9 protein-coding genes are annotated in these 16807 nt (G+C 33.7%); 2 read left to right on the forward strand and 7 right to left on the reverse strand.

The window, feature by feature from the left end; all coding sequences use genetic code 11:
- Position 1: 1 nt before the first annotated feature.
- The 5 genes from LPB89_RS17535 to hsdR form a co-directional block, all read right to left on the reverse strand.
- Entirely contained in the window at positions 2–793 is a 792-nt protein-coding gene (locus LPB89_RS17535; protein ID WP_230702985.1) for a hypothetical protein, read from the reverse strand.
- A complete protein-coding gene (locus LPB89_RS17540) occupies positions 790–2334 on the reverse strand; it encodes an AAA family ATPase (RefSeq protein WP_230702986.1) in 1545 nt (514 codons plus the stop codon). The genes LPB89_RS17535 and LPB89_RS17540 overlap by 4 nt, the downstream gene beginning before the upstream one ends.
- Positions 2331–3623 (reverse strand): restriction endonuclease subunit S, encoded by a 1293-nt coding sequence (locus LPB89_RS17545; protein ID WP_230702987.1) that lies wholly within the window; start codon positions 3621–3623, stop codon positions 2331–2333. The genes LPB89_RS17540 and LPB89_RS17545 overlap by 4 nt, the downstream gene beginning before the upstream one ends.
- On the reverse strand, positions 3623–5083 hold the full coding sequence (locus LPB89_RS17550) for an N-6 DNA methylase (protein WP_230702988.1): 1461 nt from the start codon (positions 5081–5083) through the stop codon (positions 3623–3625). Before LPB89_RS17550 ends, LPB89_RS17545 begins: the two co-directional genes overlap by 1 nt.
- An 82-nt stretch (positions 5084–5165) precedes the next feature.
- Positions 5166–8384, reverse strand: a complete 3219-nt coding sequence (hsdR, locus tag LPB89_RS17555; RefSeq protein ID WP_255667770.1) for a type I restriction-modification system endonuclease — start codon at positions 8382–8384, stop codon at positions 5166–5168.
- Between the two features lie 336 nt (positions 8385–8720).
- On the opposite strand from hsdR, the gene LPB89_RS17560 reads away from it, so the two are divergent.
- Positions 8721–9245, forward strand: coding sequence for a hypothetical protein (locus tag LPB89_RS17560; RefSeq protein ID WP_230702990.1), 525 nt, complete (start codon positions 8721–8723; stop codon positions 9243–9245).
- 60 nt (positions 9246–9305) lie between these two features.
- On the forward strand, positions 9306–9392 hold the full coding sequence (locus LPB89_RS22045; protein ID WP_370635568.1) for a hypothetical protein: 87 nt from the start codon (positions 9306–9308) through the stop codon (positions 9390–9392).
- Between the two features lie 77 nt (positions 9393–9469).
- Here the strand turns inward: LPB89_RS22045 and LPB89_RS17565 are convergent, their stop codons facing one another.
- Positions 9470–10111 carry a hypothetical protein gene (locus tag LPB89_RS17565; protein WP_230702991.1) on the reverse strand — a complete coding sequence of 214 codons (642 nt, stop codon included), beginning with the start codon at positions 10109–10111 and terminating at the stop codon, positions 9470–9472.
- 38 nt (positions 10112–10149) lie between these two features.
- Positions 10150–16803 (reverse strand): RHS repeat-associated core domain-containing protein, encoded by a 6654-nt coding sequence (locus LPB89_RS17570; protein ID WP_230702992.1) that lies wholly within the window; start codon positions 16801–16803, stop codon positions 10150–10152.
- Between the last annotated feature and the right edge of the window lie 4 nt (positions 16804–16807).

Here is a 16807-nt window from a genome sequence, read left to right on the forward strand (position 1 = left end):
TTTATAAAGGAAAATTATCATTAATCATTGCGGAAAATTCTTTTTCTTTCATTTTGTGTTCCTTTAAAAGTTCAACATTTTCTAAAATCTCTTCATTACTAATTATTCCGTTATTTAAAGGAAGATTTGCAATTTTATATACTGATTCAATTGGTTTTAATTTTTCTAATCTCTTTTCAAATAAATCACTAAAAGTTCCATCTGATTTTCTATTTAGTCCAATAGAATCTATAGTTTTTTTTCCTCTTCCATTTCGGTCTTTTCCTGTTGCAACATTTTTATCAAACCAAATAAGATTTGTTGGGTTTTCTTGATAAGGATTAATATAAAATGGTTTTTCCTTAGGAAGTTTACTGCTATTTATATTGGCTCTTTCTGTTATATTCTTGATTGGGAAATAATTTTTCTTATTCCTTTGATTACAAATTTTACAGCACAACATCAGATTTTTAAAATCATAGGCTAGTCTGAAATAACCAGGGTATTTAATACTTTCATTTTTTTGCACATATCCTCCTTTTGGTCTGAAATGTTCAACATCACCATAATCTAATGAAAGTATATGCTGTTCGCAGAATGCACACTTTCCATGCTGCTGCTTTATTAATTGATCTTTTATGTTTTCATGAGAGTAGATATCTCTATCGAATTCGAACTTGATTAGTCCTAGATCATATAATTTTGGAAATAGATTGTAAAGCTTACTTAGTTCAAAATTAGCCTCTGTAATTTTACAAACACCATATCTATCTTCTACTCGTGGAATTTTTCTAAATCTTTTTAACTGTATCATATTTCAAATCGATCAGTAATTTTATTTATAGCTATTAAAGTTTTTATATCAGTTAATGTTTCTCCTGTTGGTAATACATTAAAAGCATTTTCATATTTCTTTAATTCAACTTTATCCTCTTCGGTGACTTCTCTTTTTTCAATTATCTCTAAACGCTTAAACATAAATTCATCTAAGTATTTGGGACGAGCATTGGGTAAATTAAAATATTCACTTTGCAAAACTTGGTCAATTCTCCAGTTATGTATTTTATGTAGGTTCTTATCAATCACAACTGAATTACCTTGTTTTTTAAATAGAAACAAATCTGCCTCTTCAGCAGATTGAACAATAAGAGGACTATGAGTTGAAACTATTATTTGACTGTTAGCATTTTGAATATCAAATTTTTTTAATAAATAAGTATAATCTCTTTGCCATTGAGGATTTAAGTGAGTATCTGGTTCGTCTAAGAGATAAAGAGTATTTGATTTTCCCGTAATAAGTAATAGCCCCATAATAGTAAGCAGCTGTTGTTCACCTTCACTTAATTCTGAGAAATCATGTTGGATAGAGGCTCCATTTTTATTTAGTGACGAACCAATTTTATAAATAATACCTATTCTATATGCTGCTTCTAAAACATCAAATATTTTTAGAACCGATCCAAAATATTCTAATAAGGAGATAGCTAATTCGTCAAAATTAAGTTTGTCAAGTATAATAAATTCATCTATTTTTTTTTCCGTTATTTCTTCTGAATCTCTATACATGGTAGGGGCAGCTTTTCCCATTTGATTATTATAGAGTATTTTAACTAATTGCTCTACTTCTCCATTTAAATTCCATATGGTTTCATAAGTATAGCCATTTGTTTCTAAATCTTCGACTCCTTTCTGTTTTCCATAAGTATAAAAAATAGGATTGCAAAGAGTTACTTGGACTAAGCTTTCTCTTTCTATTCCTGAAAATTCAGCAAAAAGCTGGTCGACATAAACTTTATAATCTGCCAGTTCTTTTATAATCCATAATACTAGAAAAAGGATTTGTCCGTAGTTTTCTTCGACATAAAAGAGCTTTCCTAAAATAGGCACCTCAGTTGAAGTTGCTTTTCTTTTTAAAGTATTTTCTCTTTTTTCTTTGTGAACTTCAAAAAGCTCCTTTATTCGTTTATTTTCTCCAGAATAATAAGCTATTATGTTTTCAGGAAAATATCCTTTATTTTTCTTAAATAAACTAAATGAGATTTCTAATTTTTCACCACCAGGTTCTTTAACATAAATATTTAAAGATTGATCTCTAGCTATTATTTCTACTTCATTATCATTACTTGTATATATTATCTCGAAATCAAAGAAAAATTTATCTGTTTTAGTGGTAAGTTGTTCTTCATTATTGGCTAAATCCAACTCTCTCATAATACAAGTTATTACTTCTAGTAGATTAGATTTTCCAAGTCCATTTTGACCAACAAGAAGAGTTATGAGAGGACTATCTTCAAACAAGAATAATTGATTATCTATGTTTTTGTATTTTGAAACCCAAAGCTTTTTAATCTTCATTTTGATTTCTTTTTAATTTCTGATTTTAGTGTTTTAATTTCTTCTAACAACTCCCTTGCATCACCGTCACTATCTAATTGCTCCGTAAGCTCGCCTTTGAACGCTTTGTGCAAGATTGACTGTGGCAAAGTATCTATTTGAGCTTTTAAACTTTTGTATTGTTCTTCAATAGTGTCGGCTTTAGTAAATACACTTTCTACTCGACGAACTATTTCTTGTTGTTCTGCTAATGAAGGCAAATTAATTTCAAATCTTTTAATTCCACCTAATGGAACTGTTAATTGTGCAGTACCAGTTGCTACGTTATGTGCTTGACTTAACATCAAATCTGATTGAAGTGAAAATTTCAGAAAACTTGATAAAATTTTATTATTATCAGGTCTTAATATTGCGATATGTCTTTGAAAACAAAATTCTTTTTCAAAATCTACAAGTAAAGGAATTCCGTAAGATCCTGTTACAGTATATAATATGTCGCCAGTTTTAGGTTTTCTACTGTCTTTCAAAGAATTAAAATATTCTTTAGGAACAAATCTTGATACTTTTTCAAATTCAAAGTATCCCTTACTAACATTTGATATTACTAAAAAAGGCACTCCTTCACTAACTTGTGGAGGGGCTTGATGGTCACCATCTGTTATCGAATTGCAAATATTATTTAAAAATTCATTTTTCCATTCGTCCAACTTTTTCGCTTTCCTCCATTCTTCAGTCAATTTCCCAGTAACCGCCTCCGTAAGCACTTTTTGACGAAAATCCTTAAGCAATAAAGGAATAGTTTTCAGACTGGTTTTTATAGCTTCCAGTTGGGCAAAAAGTCTATCTAACTTTACTACAATGCGATTTTGTTCTGCAAGTTGTGGGAGTGGAAACTCTATTTCTTTTAATATTGAAAAATGTCTACTATATCCAAGATTTGGAACTTTTAAACTTTTAAAATAATAATGGTAAAATTTAGAATTGTAAAATGCTTTTGGTTTTAAAATCTTTGTTCCATCAGCTCCAGTAGCAAAAGGAAAATCAATATATTTAACATTACGAGTGTGATCACCAAAAATAATTATTGGCAATTCTCCTTTGTAAAGTAAGTTTTCATCATTTACAAATCCTGAAATAAATTTGTCTCCTTGATCAACTACTGGAAATTGACCTTCATCAAAATAATCTTTCGATTTTAATTTTGTAAATGATCCTGATTTTTCCAATGTTTCTTCAATGCGCAGTTTTTTCCAGCCATCAAATAATTTTGGCTGTACTTCATCTATGTTTATATCTCCTCTACTTGCCATTACTGCAATTCTTTTATCATGGCATTCAATTGCTCTGTAATGCTTTGTAATTCTAATAAAGCTTCTCTAACAATATCAATAGGTTCGCCTAACTCATCAGAATTAGTCAAAGAACTGTCAGCAATTAAACCTAAATCTAAGCTATACTTCTTTTTTTCGATTTCGGCACGAGAAATACTTTGCCATCTTTCGTCTTTTATGGTTTTTCTTTTTTCATCAGAGACTAAACCATCATATTCTTTTTCTACTTTATTAAATGGTATTCCGCCAGTATATGCGAAAACAAAATCTTCAAAAGCTTTTTCGGTAAATGGGGTACGTTTACCATAATTGGGAGCATTGGTACGCATGTCATAAAACCAAACATTTTGGGTATTGTTGGTTTCTGTTTTTTCTCTGGTAAAAAATAAAACATTTGTTTTTACGCCCGCTGCATAAAAAATTCCCGTTGGTAGACGTAAAATGGTATGCAAATTACATTTATCCATTAAGTCACGACGTATCTTTTGCCCATCGCCATCTTCAAATAAAACATTATCCGGTAATACAACAGCGGCTCTAGCTTTTCCATCTTTTTTTAGGCTACGGTAAATGTGTTGTAAAAAGTTGAGTTGTTTATTACTAGTGGGGAATGTAAAATCGTCACGGGTAGGTCGTTCACCTCCTTGCTTTGTACCGAATGGAGGGTTTGCTAGAACCCCATCAAAATCTTTTAAATTTTTACCAAATTCAGTTAAGGTGTCGTTTAGATAAATGGTACTTTCCATTCCATGCAAACGAGCATTCATTAATGCTAATCTATGCGCATCAGGAACTAACTCCACACCTGAAAAAGCCTGAGTTGTCTGGAAATGTCTGTCTTTTTCAGACAAATGAAAATAACTATCTGTTTTACTTCGTAAATAGTGATCGGCAGAAATCATAAAACCAAAAGTTCCAGCTGCAGGATCTGTCCAGCGTTCACCTAATTTAGGTGCCATTAAGTCTACCATTATATTAATTAATGGGCGAGGAGTGAAGTATTGTCCGGCGCCGCTTTTCTTTTCACCTGCATTTTTTTCTAAAAGACTTTCGTAAATGTCTCCCATGACATCACGATCGTCTTCTTCGTACCAATCTAACTTATCGATAGCAGTAATTAGTGAACGAAAATTTACAGGTTTACGTAAACTTGTTGAGGCGTTGCTGTATATTTCTTTTATGCTGTTGCTTTCGGTTTTTGTACTTACAGTAGCTAAAAATTCACGGTAACGTGCAAAAGCTTCGTTGTTATCATGTTCTTTTACAAAATATTGCCATTTATATTCTTCTGGAATTTTGTCATCAAAACCTTTTACTTCACTTAATTTTAAAAAAAGAATATAGGTCAACTCATTTAAGTATTCGTGATAGGTTACACCATCATCACGTAATACATTACAAAGATTCCAGAGTTTGTTGGCTATTTCTTGTGCGCTCATTGTTTATTTATTGCGAGGAGATTCCTCAAATTATTTATTATGGTATTATTGTTTTTGTTTTTCTTTTAGACAGAGAATAATTTTATGCAGTATATAAATTTTCATTTAAAACAACTAATATGTTTTCTAAGTCATTTTCAAATATTTTATTTAAACGGGTAAATCCACCTTCATCACTAAAAGGTTTGGTATCTAAATCTGCTTTTGTAAGTACTGTTTCTACCAACAATTGTTTTTCAAAACGATCAAGCCATTTGATTTGAGTAACATTCCAGGAACGACTATTTTTTACTTTATTTACAGCGTTTTTAATACGATCTTCATGACTTATCAAATTGGTATCTAATGCCAGCGTTCTAATAAAAGAAATAATATCGGCTGCCAGATCTTCATTTTTAACCGTTTTCCAGGCTGTGGTCAAGGTAATTTCGTTGTAACCTTTTTGATCTAACAGTAGTTTTAGTTCTTTTAGTGATTTGCGATCCAGTTCAGCTGGTTTTGTACAAATGGTTTTTAAAGCTACTATTTGATTGCGATTTTCTTCAATGAATTTTTTAAATCCTTGTATGTAATCTTCTGGTTTTTCAGCTTTTCCATAACCCCGTTCTATTCCGGTAACTTCATCTAAATGCTCTGACACTAATTGCATCTTTGGCTGGTATATTTTCTTATCCAGAAAATCCCAAAGGCTGACATAATTGGCTAATACCTTTTTGATATTATCATCTTCAATTTCTAATAGATTTTCAATAAATTCTTCAGGAGAATCGCCTTTTGCCAAATACATGAACTGTTCAAGTTGACCTTGATTAATTTGTTTCTTTTTGCGCTGTAGCTTAGCTACAATTTGTTCCAATTGCTTTTTAGCACGTTCAGGTGTATCAATATATTCTAATTCTTCAATCAATTTTTGAAAAGAAATAGAAGGATTTGAAACTGTTTTCATCTGAGTGTAATTTTCCAAAGCTTCGTAAACTCTGACAGCATCATAAATTTTAAAGAATTGTTTGTCTATTTCAGGGCATAATCTCGTAGCTCTGCCTAACATTTGTTCAAATAAAATACGCGAGCGTACTCTACGTATAAATACTAAATTGACTATTTGAGGCACGTCAATACCTGTAGTTAGTAAATCTACAGTAACGACTATGTTTGGGAACTTTTCGTTTTTAAAACGTTTGGTTAAGTTTTCTACGTCGTATACTTTGCCTGTAAGCTTTTGTATGGCGTCCTGAGGGACTTCTACTCCGATAGCTTCAAATTCTTCAAAAAGCAATTGTACAATTAAATCAGCATGGCTATCACGAACAGCAAAAATTAATGTTTTTTCATCGCCCTCAGGATCTAATCTTTGAACTAAATCTTTAATTACTGCACGATTGAAGGATTCTGTTATTACCAATTTATTGAATTGCTCAATTTCAATATGTAGTTCATCTTCCAATTCTGCAAGCTCTTCAATTTGATTGGTTTCAGAATTTAATATTTTTGGTTTTTCTCCTTTTTCCCAAAGTATACCTTCTTCACTTAATTTTGTTTTAATGATATAGGGAGGTTCATGATCTGTCAGAAATCCGTCAATTACAGCTTCACGATACGAATAATTATGTACAGGTTTTCCAAAAATTTCAGTTGTATGTAACGCAGGAGTTGCCGTTAAGCCAAGTATGTAAGCATTAAAATATTCGATTACTCTTTTGTATTGCCCAACATAATCGTTCTCATCTTTAAAAGTTAAATCCTCTTCATTGATTTCTTTATCTAAATTATAGCCCCTGTGTGCTTCATCAATAATAATACAGTCATAAGTGTCAATGGGCAGTAGTTCTTTTTCAGAATAGAATAATCGTTTGACCATACTTTGCACAGTTGCAAATTGCAAACGGGTTTCAGATTCAGGAATAACATTTTTCATTTCTTCCATTTTATAAATGTTAGAGAATGTATTGATGTCTTCTACTTTATTATCCTTAAAATTCCCCAGTGCCTGACTGGCCAATAATCTTCGATCCGTTAAAAAAAGAATTCGTTTAAAACGATCTGATTTTATCATTCTGTAGGCAAAACCAATAGTGGTTCTTGTTTTTCCTGTTCCGGTGGCCATGACCAGAAGAGAACGTTTATCATCCGGATTATTGATGATCTTATTTTCAACCGCTTTTATAGCATCTATCTGGTAATAACGTAAGCCTAATCCGTTTTTATTTTGTAAATAATCATAATCACTTTCTTCTAATCGGGCGTTTGCTTTTTCAACATCCCTGGAAAATTGTTCTACAATTCCCTCCGGTGAAAACCAGCCTCTTAAAGGATAAGCTTTATTACGATCTTTTCTGATATCCAAAAACCAGATTCCACTTTTGGTTTTAATCTGCTCCAGGTATGTTCTGCCATTTGTAGAAAATAAAAATGGAGCTTTAAATGCGTTCCATTCTCCCAGAGTTTTAAAGTCTGATGAAAGTTCTAATCGCTCCGCATAAATTTTGGACTGGCGTAAATCTGTTGAAATATCAGTTGAATATTTTTTTGCTTCGACAATACCATATAGTTCAGTTCCGACAAAAAGAGCGTAATCAGCCCATTTACCATTACAAGGCCATTCGGCAATAGCTTTATTTTTGCCTTTTTCAGGAAGTGTTCTATTGTTTTTGTAATTTATTAAAATTGAATCACAGTCCCAGCCAGCATCAACTAATTGTTTGTCTATTAGTAATAATCTTGTATCTGCTTCGTCAAGATTAATATTATTTGCATTTTGATTTGATTTTTCTTTTCTCCTGGAGATGATATCCGGGGTAGCATTAAAAGAAGCTATTTTGGACTGGTAATCGATAACCTCTTTTGACAGTTTACTTAATTCATTATTAAGGGCGTCAATTGTTATTTTATGGTCATTTTCAGGAAGTAAGTAATCTTCTGTTTCTAAAAGAGTGTTCTCATAGGTTCCGTGGAACCATCTGGCTAACTGATAACATTTTTTTAAAACAAATAAAGCTTCTGAATCCGTACTATTTCCATCATGAGTTGCCCTGTTTCCAGATTTTCTAACAGCATGAAATAAGTCTTTTACAACTTCCGGAATGCAATTATTGTAAAACAATTGATTAATTCGCTCTAGCTGATTTCCATCAAAGGGTCCCAGACTTTCAAATTGCCAAATTAAATTTGCCATTTTTTCAGAAAACAAACGAGATTTAGCCAAGGATGAGCTTGGATCAATGTAATATAACTTTTCAGATAATTCACTGATTGTGAATAGCTCTGGATAGTTGGTTTGTAAAAATGAAAATTTTGATGTCATCTGATTTTTTCTGTTTTTGACCTGAAAGTAATTAATTGTGTAATATAAATAAGGTCAATGTACAAACATACAGAAAATGATTTAAAACTAGATACGGGAAACCATATTGTATTAAGAAATATCTTTCTTAATTTTTCACCATTACCTATTTATTATTATCAATATTGGATAGTAAATTTGTAATTGTGACAAAATAAAAAACAAAATCAAATTTGTCACGTTTTTTTTGTGACAAATTAATAATTGAAATTTTTTTTGTCACAGTTTTTGTGACAAAGTATAAATTGTAATTAAATTTGTCACAAGAATGAATTGTAAAATCAAATAAGCAACGGGATGAAAAAAGATAAAAATATTGGTGCATTATTGGGTATACAACAAGAAGAAATGGCCATGCTGTTGCGGGTTACGCGCAGCCAATGGGCGATGTATGTATCAGGACAGCGCGGTCTTCCAACGGAGGCGCAACTAAAACTGGCTGAAATGTTCGCTTTTATAGCTCAATTAGATAAAAAAGAGAAAGTTGAATTACCGTCGGCAAAGCACCAAGGATCAAAGAAAAACAATTTCTGGGAAGGCAAGCTGATTGATAACCAGCTCAATCAGGCCCGTGTAGCGGCGATACTCAAAAAGCATAAGAATAAATATGAGCAGGCAATGGTAGCCTGGCAGCTCAGTAATTTTCTGGCCACTAAAGAACAGGAAACCAAATGGGAGCAAGAACTTTTGCAGCACATTAAAAACATGGCAGAAGGGGTTATGCAGAAAAATGTCCTGGAATTGCAGGAGCAGTACGAATTTAAACTTCGGTTATTGCAGCACGAGGAAGTGTTGCTGAAAGACAAAGTAAACGCTAAATAAAAAACATAAAATATAAAAATCGATGCAGCATTCCGGATAATTTGGTGTAGTTGCGGATATATTAATTATGATACTAATGACAGAATAAAACTTAATCTAAAAGGAATGAGCCCGATATTTTATCGGGCTCATTATTATCAAACTTAATTATAAATTTGTCTAAACTTTTGGGTACAGTCTAAAATGCTGTCTTTTTATTTCTTACATCCAAGTGTATAATGATCTTAATTAAAAAGATAGTTACGTAAAAAGTCTTTTTCTAAAATTATATTTTCTTTTACAGGAGTCATAATAAAGAGATAAATCTGATTTTCATACTTGAATGAAACAATTTCAGCGTCTAAATTTTTTAATCCGTAATATTCAATAGTACTATATAGTATTTTATTGTCATCATTGTTAATCTTAAGTACGAATTTTTTAAAGTTGACAGTAAAGTTTTTTATGCTGTCATTATTTATCTGATAGTTTATTTTTGTATCGGAGAAAAAATCAATTGAATTTATTTTTTCTTTTACATCAAAAATTTTCGGACTCATCTTAACCTCAAAAAGCCCTTCATCTACTATTGAAAAATAACCGGGGGTAGGGCAGTCCGCTTTTTCATGATTTTTAAAAGTAAAGGCAGATGATACATTCCGCAGCTTAATAGTAATTAAAGAGTATTTTGACTGAATCTTAAATTGTGAGACAACAGTGTCGCTCCCTAGTGTATAACTTCCAATACAAACAGCATCTTTTTTTAATAAAGTAATGTTTTTTATAGTCATGCTTTTTTCCGGTACAAAAGTAAGATCATCATTGATGACATATTTTTTACAGCTTATAGCCAAAACTATTAGCAATATCACACAGATTATTTTCATAATAGTATTTATTAGTAATGGGTGTATCATTTCGTCAATTAATAGGCAAGTTGATAGGAGTGCGCTATTATTTCTTCTGTAGCTCTTGTAACGGCGGGAGCTGCTTCGGGCTGCAATATAGATAAAATAATTCCACCTACAAGCATCATTGTGTATCCTCCCGGTTTAAAAGCAACATCATAACCACCGTTTCGACCATTACCGTTTCGTACATTATAGTGCCATCCTACTCCATCATTTCCAAGGCTAAAGCCTTGTGAAACATTCTTGCTATCCGGATACATGTACCTCACACGATAATCTTTTGGTCTGAAATTCAAACTGTATCGTCCGAGATTAAATTGGTAATTTCTTCCTTCATCAATGCGGTTAAAGAAAGTATCATTTACTTCAAACATGCTCTGCTGTCCAATCCTAAGCCCGATGTAGGTTTTAATTTTAAGCTGATCTCCGACACCTGAATTAAATTGACCCTTTTGTCCGGTTTGATGAGTAGAAGTATATGAAAAGTCTTCTTTTCTTATATTGATGCCTTTTGTGAGCTCCACCATTTTGCTCATATTTGGTGGCGGTCCCGTACTTTTACTTTTATGACCGAATACAGATTTAAATGCATTACTTATAGAATTTCCTACCGATTTAAAATTATTGCTTAAAAAATTGCCGGCGTCTTTAAAAGCATCACTCCATTGATCTCCATTAATATTTTTTTTGAACCATTCGCTTATTCTGTAATCTTTATCAAATTGCTTCCAATCAAAACTGGAACCTGTCTCTGTTCCGGGACCAACACCGATGCTGCCCCCGCCCCCGCCGCCGCCTGGACAATCGCAGGTATCTCCGCTTAAATCGGTATTTGTCAAGGGGTTATTATATACGTAACCATACTGATTGTAATTTTGGGAATTAGTAACATCTTGTATATAGTTGTCGGCCTGAAGGAATCTGTGAAGTTTAGGATCATACAATCTTGCATTCATATTTATAAGTCCTACACTCTGCAAATGTTCATGTCCGGTATAGCCTCTGTCTAAAACCGTTAATCCATATAACGCATTTCCAGCTCCATCAGTTACTTTTAAGATACTTCCCCAGGCATCAAATAAACGTTTTTCTACTACTGAACCTGTGTCATCACTGATAGCAACTATGCTTCCCTGATAATCTCTGTGAAGATATAAAAATTGGTTGGTGCTGGTACCATTGCTTTTAACAGCGATAGGAGCATCATAACCATCACCTCCAACATAAGTTACAAATTCTACTGAACCTGTAGCAATGTTTTCTTTGATTTCCATTGTGCCATCTGCCGAATAGTGTTTTCGTAGTGGTCTTAATATTTTATTTTGCTGAAAGCCCCCATAGTACATGGTGCTTCTTTGATTATCATTATTATAAGTAAAGCTGATTTTATCAAGACCAATTTCTTCAATTTGGTTTGGTGTCTTAAGACCATTATAGGTAACGGTGAGTTTTTTAACACTCACTTCTGAAGGCTCGCCCGTTTTCTTTATTTTGACATTTGAAAACCGCAGTGTTCCTGAGCCTATTCCGTCTAATCGCAGTCTCAGAGATTTAACGCTGGCAGGAACTAAAACAGTCATTTGAATTTTACTCGAACCGTTTTGGACTGCAGAACTTGCGCTGCTGACGTATGAATAATATCCGGTTTCATTTGCATTGTATTGAAAAAGTGTCAGCTGCCCGGTAGTATTTTCTGCCGTAACATAGCCTTCAAAGGTATATTCTGTATCAACGGCATTGTCTATTTGTACTGCTGCGTCAGATTGTACATAGCAAACGCCATCAGCTGCGAGATTCATGCTAAATTTAACACCGATTCCATCAGTTGAAATACACTGGGGATTATGCGGGTTTAAGTTCCAGCCCGTTGTAAATCTCATATCATCATAAAATATACCATCTCTGCTGATAAAATAAGCTCGTGTTTCTGAACTAGGATCAATACTGGTATTCTGGTATTTTAAGACAGGATCATATTTGAAACTTCCCAGATTATTTTGTAAAATATTTCCTGACGCCGCGTATGTTTGTGCCTGCTGCAGACCTTGTTTATTTGTATATTCTGTAAGTCTTTTTATCTCATCGTATTTAAAAGATTCTATAAAATTATTAAAACCGCTGTTAGTCCTGCTGTCTAAATTATCAGTATTCTTGTCAAAAGCAGTAGTTAAGGTCAATAAATTTGCTAATGAGCCAGTTGTTTTATCAAACTGTTTACTAGTTAAGTATCCATCTGTATTGTAAGCATTGGTTGTTTTTACTCCGTTGCCGGTAATACTTTCCAGGAGCTGTCCTTTAGCATTAACTGTATTAGCCTGCCATATCACTCTGTTATTTGAATCTAAAATTTGGTATAAACTACCAAATTTATATGCATTTTTTGTTGTTACAGAGCTACTTTTACCTGCTATTTCCGCGAGTTTTGTTTCTGTTGCAACTCGGCCTATAGCATCATAAGTAAATGACTTAGTAAATTTCGAAACCCCAATTTTATTTTCTTCAACACTTATGACTCTTTTAGTATTGTCATAGGCAATTGTAGTTATGATTTTATTGGTTCCGACAGGTTCATTTTTATCTTCAAACGAAATAGTAGCGGGCAGTTTGTCACTATTGTAGGTATAGAAAGTCTCGTTATTCGTTCCGCCGCCTACTACAGTTTTTTGAATGGGTCTGCCGCTGTTGTCACGCACAATAGTTGTTTTTACATTGCCATTTTGAGAAGTATCTTCAATTAGCTCACCAAAGTCATTGTATTTATAAGTAAATATGCCTGCTGAAGGATCTATTTGTTTTGTTTTTTTCCCCCAACTGTTCTGCTCTACATTAATACTGATACCATTATAAGATGTTTTTTTTAAGTTTCCTCCCGGGAAATATTCCATATTTATATTTCCTCCAGTTGTTTCATTAGTTGAAACAACGTCTCCGACAGCATTTTTGGTTATGCTTTTAACTATTTGACCATCTGTAATAGTACTTGTCAGTCCATTGTAGGATGCCAAAACAGATCTGTTGTTAAATAATATATTTTGTGTAGGTCTGCTGTAAATATCAAATTTAGTTTCATTCCATTGTGATGGTGAAGAACCGAAGTAAGGTTCGCTGGTTTTGTAAATTCGATCATATATGTCATACAAGTAAGAGACGTAAGAGTATGTACCATTAACATCTTTTACCCCGAATTTTGTTCTTCTGCCTAAATCGTCAAATTTTTCCTCCGTAGCACTACCATCAACAGCATCAGTGGTAGCTGTAACGGTGGTTTCTGAACCTGCAGCTCCTGAATATGTATTTGTGTAGGCGTAGGATATAGTTTTATTTAACTGATCATCTTTTACTGTAAGGGGTTTAAACCAAACGTCATAGGTATAAGATTTAGATAAGCCGTACTTATTTGTTTCTTTTTTTAACATTCCGTTATTTATGTCATATTCATATGTCGTGGATAGATTATCATTATCTGTCACTTTTGTCATGAAGCGACCTGATAAATCATATTCATAACTCGTTTCTCTAGGGCTGCTGTAAGGCCCGGTAATTGTTTTTTTTGTTAGATTTCCAAAAGTATCATAATTAAAAATTTCTGAAAATGTGTCATTATCAGATGCCTGAGTTCCATAAGTATAATTTTCGCTAAACTCAAGGAGATTAGAAGCGTTATATTGATACATCTCAGCATAGCCGGATATAGTACTGCCTCTTTGTTTTGATACACCTTTGGAGTATGGCCTGTCAATTATATATGGAGTTGTCGGATTCGGATTTTCATACTCAATACCTTCCATTTCGGTCTCGATTACAGTAGAACCTTCCTTAGTGATTTTTTGAGTAAGCAGTGGGTTATTATTTTCATTATATGAAGTTGTTGTCTCAGTAGTAGTATTTTCTAAATCATTATACTGAACAATACCTGTATTCTGCAGTTTAAATACCTTATTGGACTGTAAGGCATCCTGCTCGTTTACAGGAGTATAAGAAAAAACAGATTTTGTAGTGTAACTGGATGGACTAACACTATAGGGATAAGTTAAATAGGGCAGAAAATAGCTTTCGGTTACAGCGCCTCTTTTCTTAAAGTCCCGATTGGTTACCGTACATAAAGCCGGATTGTTAGTGTCATGCCAGTTTGATTCCATTATGGATCTGAAGCCCATAAATCCTAAACCTTCATAATTGGTCACAGCACCATAGTAGCCATACAGTTTCATTTTAGAAACAGTAGCACTCTTTTTCTCGAGTTTAGTTACAATTTGAAAATCAGGAAATGCTACTATGTCAAAATAAGGATAGAGTTCTGTACCCTGACTTGGTGTGTAAATGGAATTATTATACATCTCATAAATTTGATCCAGAGGCTGATAGGATATAAATTGCTGGACACCGTTACCTGTTGTAATAGAGGTAAGTAAACGGTCTTTATTTGCATCTTTTTTCGAATTAAAAAAATGTAATTTATTATTATTTATAAATGCTATCTCAAAGCGGGGACGCTGTTTGTCGCCAGTAGGCAATGCAATTGGCAGTGCATATATATTGATGTCAGCTCTTGCAGCTGTAGTAGCTGTGGGTACATTAAAAGAAGTTGGACCCATTTCTGTGATTGCCGTAACCTGAATAGTTCCTAAGCCGGTAGAGCTGTTTACGCTGTTTTTTATAATTGTTAAATCATTCTTACCGTCATTATCGTAGTCAGTAGCAATATAATTATAGCTATTGTTGGAGTCGTTACCCATTACGGAAGTTATATTTCGCGCCTCCTTAACGAAAGAAACGCCTGTTGACATATAACGGTACCAGCCAACATTGGAATCCTGCGGTATCATAAAATCATATTTTCCGTCACCATTGTAATCTCCCATAACAATGGGTTTATTTACTATAATGGTCGAATCTGAAGCCGGGGACTGATACAACAGCACAAACAACTTATTGTCATTAACAGAATAAACCCTTACTTTTCCGGCATCAAAAATGTAGATGTCGGATTTTCCGTCTCCGTTAAAATCTGCGACATATACTTTGCTGGTAGGAAAAACATTTAAATTTCCGGCAATGTTTGCAAAGTTTGAAGTTATTCTTCTGTCTAAATTAATAAAATAAGAATTTCCAAAGTAAGTATCTGTGACACTAAGGGGCTGATTGTTTGAATCACACGGAGCTAAATACGAATAGGTGAAATTTACTTCTATAGCGATAACGTCACTTAAACCATCACCATTAAAATCACCAGTAATATAGCGTTTTGGAACGGACACCGTATGCACAGTAGGAGGCCTGTTTTGCGTGCAGCTAAGCGGATGCTCAGAATAATACGTAAATTTAGGAAAAGTGTATAATTTTTCGTCTTGCGGATATATAAAAGTGGAGGGGTCCGTAGAGTATGTTTTTAAGGATGTAACATTGGTTGTAGTATTAGTTTTTACAACGGTCCATCCTTGATTATACATTAATTTGTTATTCCAGCTTAACCAGGTAACAGGCAATATTTCTTCGAAAAGTCCCTCCTGAATAGCAAGACCCATATTTGGAATGGTCTGAGCTCCGGTATTGGCACTAATACCTGAAAAGAGCCAGTATTTCGCTTTTGCACTTGATCCTGTAGTAGGATAAAGAATAAAATCCATATTTCCATCGCCATCAAAATCTCCGGATACAGCGGAAGCATTTGTTGAAGATGCATTTTCAACATTTAACACATTTGGATTAGTGACATAAGAAATAGCCGTATCTGTATTGTTATATGAAAACACCGTAGGATTATAACTTTTGGTGTTGTCACCGCTTTTTTCTGTAATTGAAAATATTCGGTCGTATTTTTCCGAAGTTTGTGCCATTGCATATTCCAGCACATAACTTCTGTAACCTACATTATTACTTTTTGATTTGATTTCCTTTAACCGATTTACCCTTTTAACAAGCAGACCCCCTACATAGTAGTCTTCAAATCTGTTTTTTGCTTCATAGGTAAATTGAATTTCATTGATTGGTGTAGTAGTTGTTTTTGTTCCATATTTTATGGAAGCGATCTCTAAAAGGTTATTTGACAGGCTGTAATTGTAGCTGATGCGGATACCTTGGGCATTTTCCCAATAGGTAACGGACCATTCCGTAATGGATCGGGAATCTGTTGAATTGCCATAATATGCTTTAGAACCATCAGGGTATTCTACAAGAAAATAGGCAGGGCCAAAATTAGCTCCATTGGGATGAACACCGTATGACGTCACTTTTAAATTCGAAAAGTTCTCCGTTTCATATACAGTTCCATTTAGTCCGTACGTTTCGGGAGGCCCGTTTTTTATGATCAGTCGCTGACCGTCTATTGCAAAACGATCCAGTATATTAAAATCGACGGCATCGATTTTCTCGTCGTGAAATTTAGTGGCCGGAATCCTTGAGATTGTGGATATCCCGGAGATATTCCAGCCATATCCTGCAGGACCGTTTCCTCCCTGGCTATTGTAGGACAAACTGATTTCAGGCACAACCCCATTAATGCCGGGAGGTGCTGCAATAGGAATAGAGTAAGAAGCTCCTCCTGATAAACTTACAGACAAATCACCATCAGTGATGCCGGGATCCCGTTGTACTCCCGTAGGATTTACTTGTGCAAAAGTAAAAAGACTTAAACTAAAAAATAAAACTGAAAAGTAGAATTGTTTCATATTA

The organism is Flavobacterium sp. ENC, from assembly GCF_020991415.1.
In the GTDB taxonomy this organism is placed as follows: Bacteria; Bacteroidota; Bacteroidia; order Flavobacteriales; family Flavobacteriaceae; genus Flavobacterium.

Bases quoted from the DNA above. Each gene is read 5' to 3' on its own strand.
- LPB89_RS17570 (WP_230702992.1), bottom strand. From the start codon at position 16,803: ATGAAACAATTCTACTTTTCAGTTTTATTTTTTAGTTTAAGTCTTTTT.
- LPB89_RS17550 (WP_230702988.1), bottom strand. From the start codon at position 5,083: ATGAGCGCACAAGAAATAGCCAACAAACTCTGGAATCTTTGTAATGTA.
- LPB89_RS17545 (WP_230702987.1), bottom strand. From the start codon at position 3,623: ATGGCAAGTAGAGGAGATATAAACATAGATGAAGTACAGCCAAAATTA.
- LPB89_RS17560 (WP_230702990.1), top strand. From the start codon at position 8,721: ATGAAAAAAGATAAAAATATTGGTGCATTATTGGGTATACAACAAGAA.
- LPB89_RS17535 (WP_230702985.1), bottom strand. From the start codon at position 793: ATGATACAGTTAAAAAGATTTAGAAAAATTCCACGAGTAGAAGATAGA.
- hsdR (WP_255667770.1), bottom strand. From the start codon at position 8,384: ATGACATCAAAATTTTCATTTTTACAAACCAACTATCCAGAGCTATTC.
- LPB89_RS17540 (WP_230702986.1), bottom strand. From the start codon at position 2,334: ATGAAGATTAAAAAGCTTTGGGTTTCAAAATACAAAAACATAGATAAT.
- LPB89_RS17565 (WP_230702991.1), bottom strand. From the start codon at position 10,111: ATGAAAATAATCTGTGTGATATTGCTAATAGTTTTGGCTATAAGCTGT.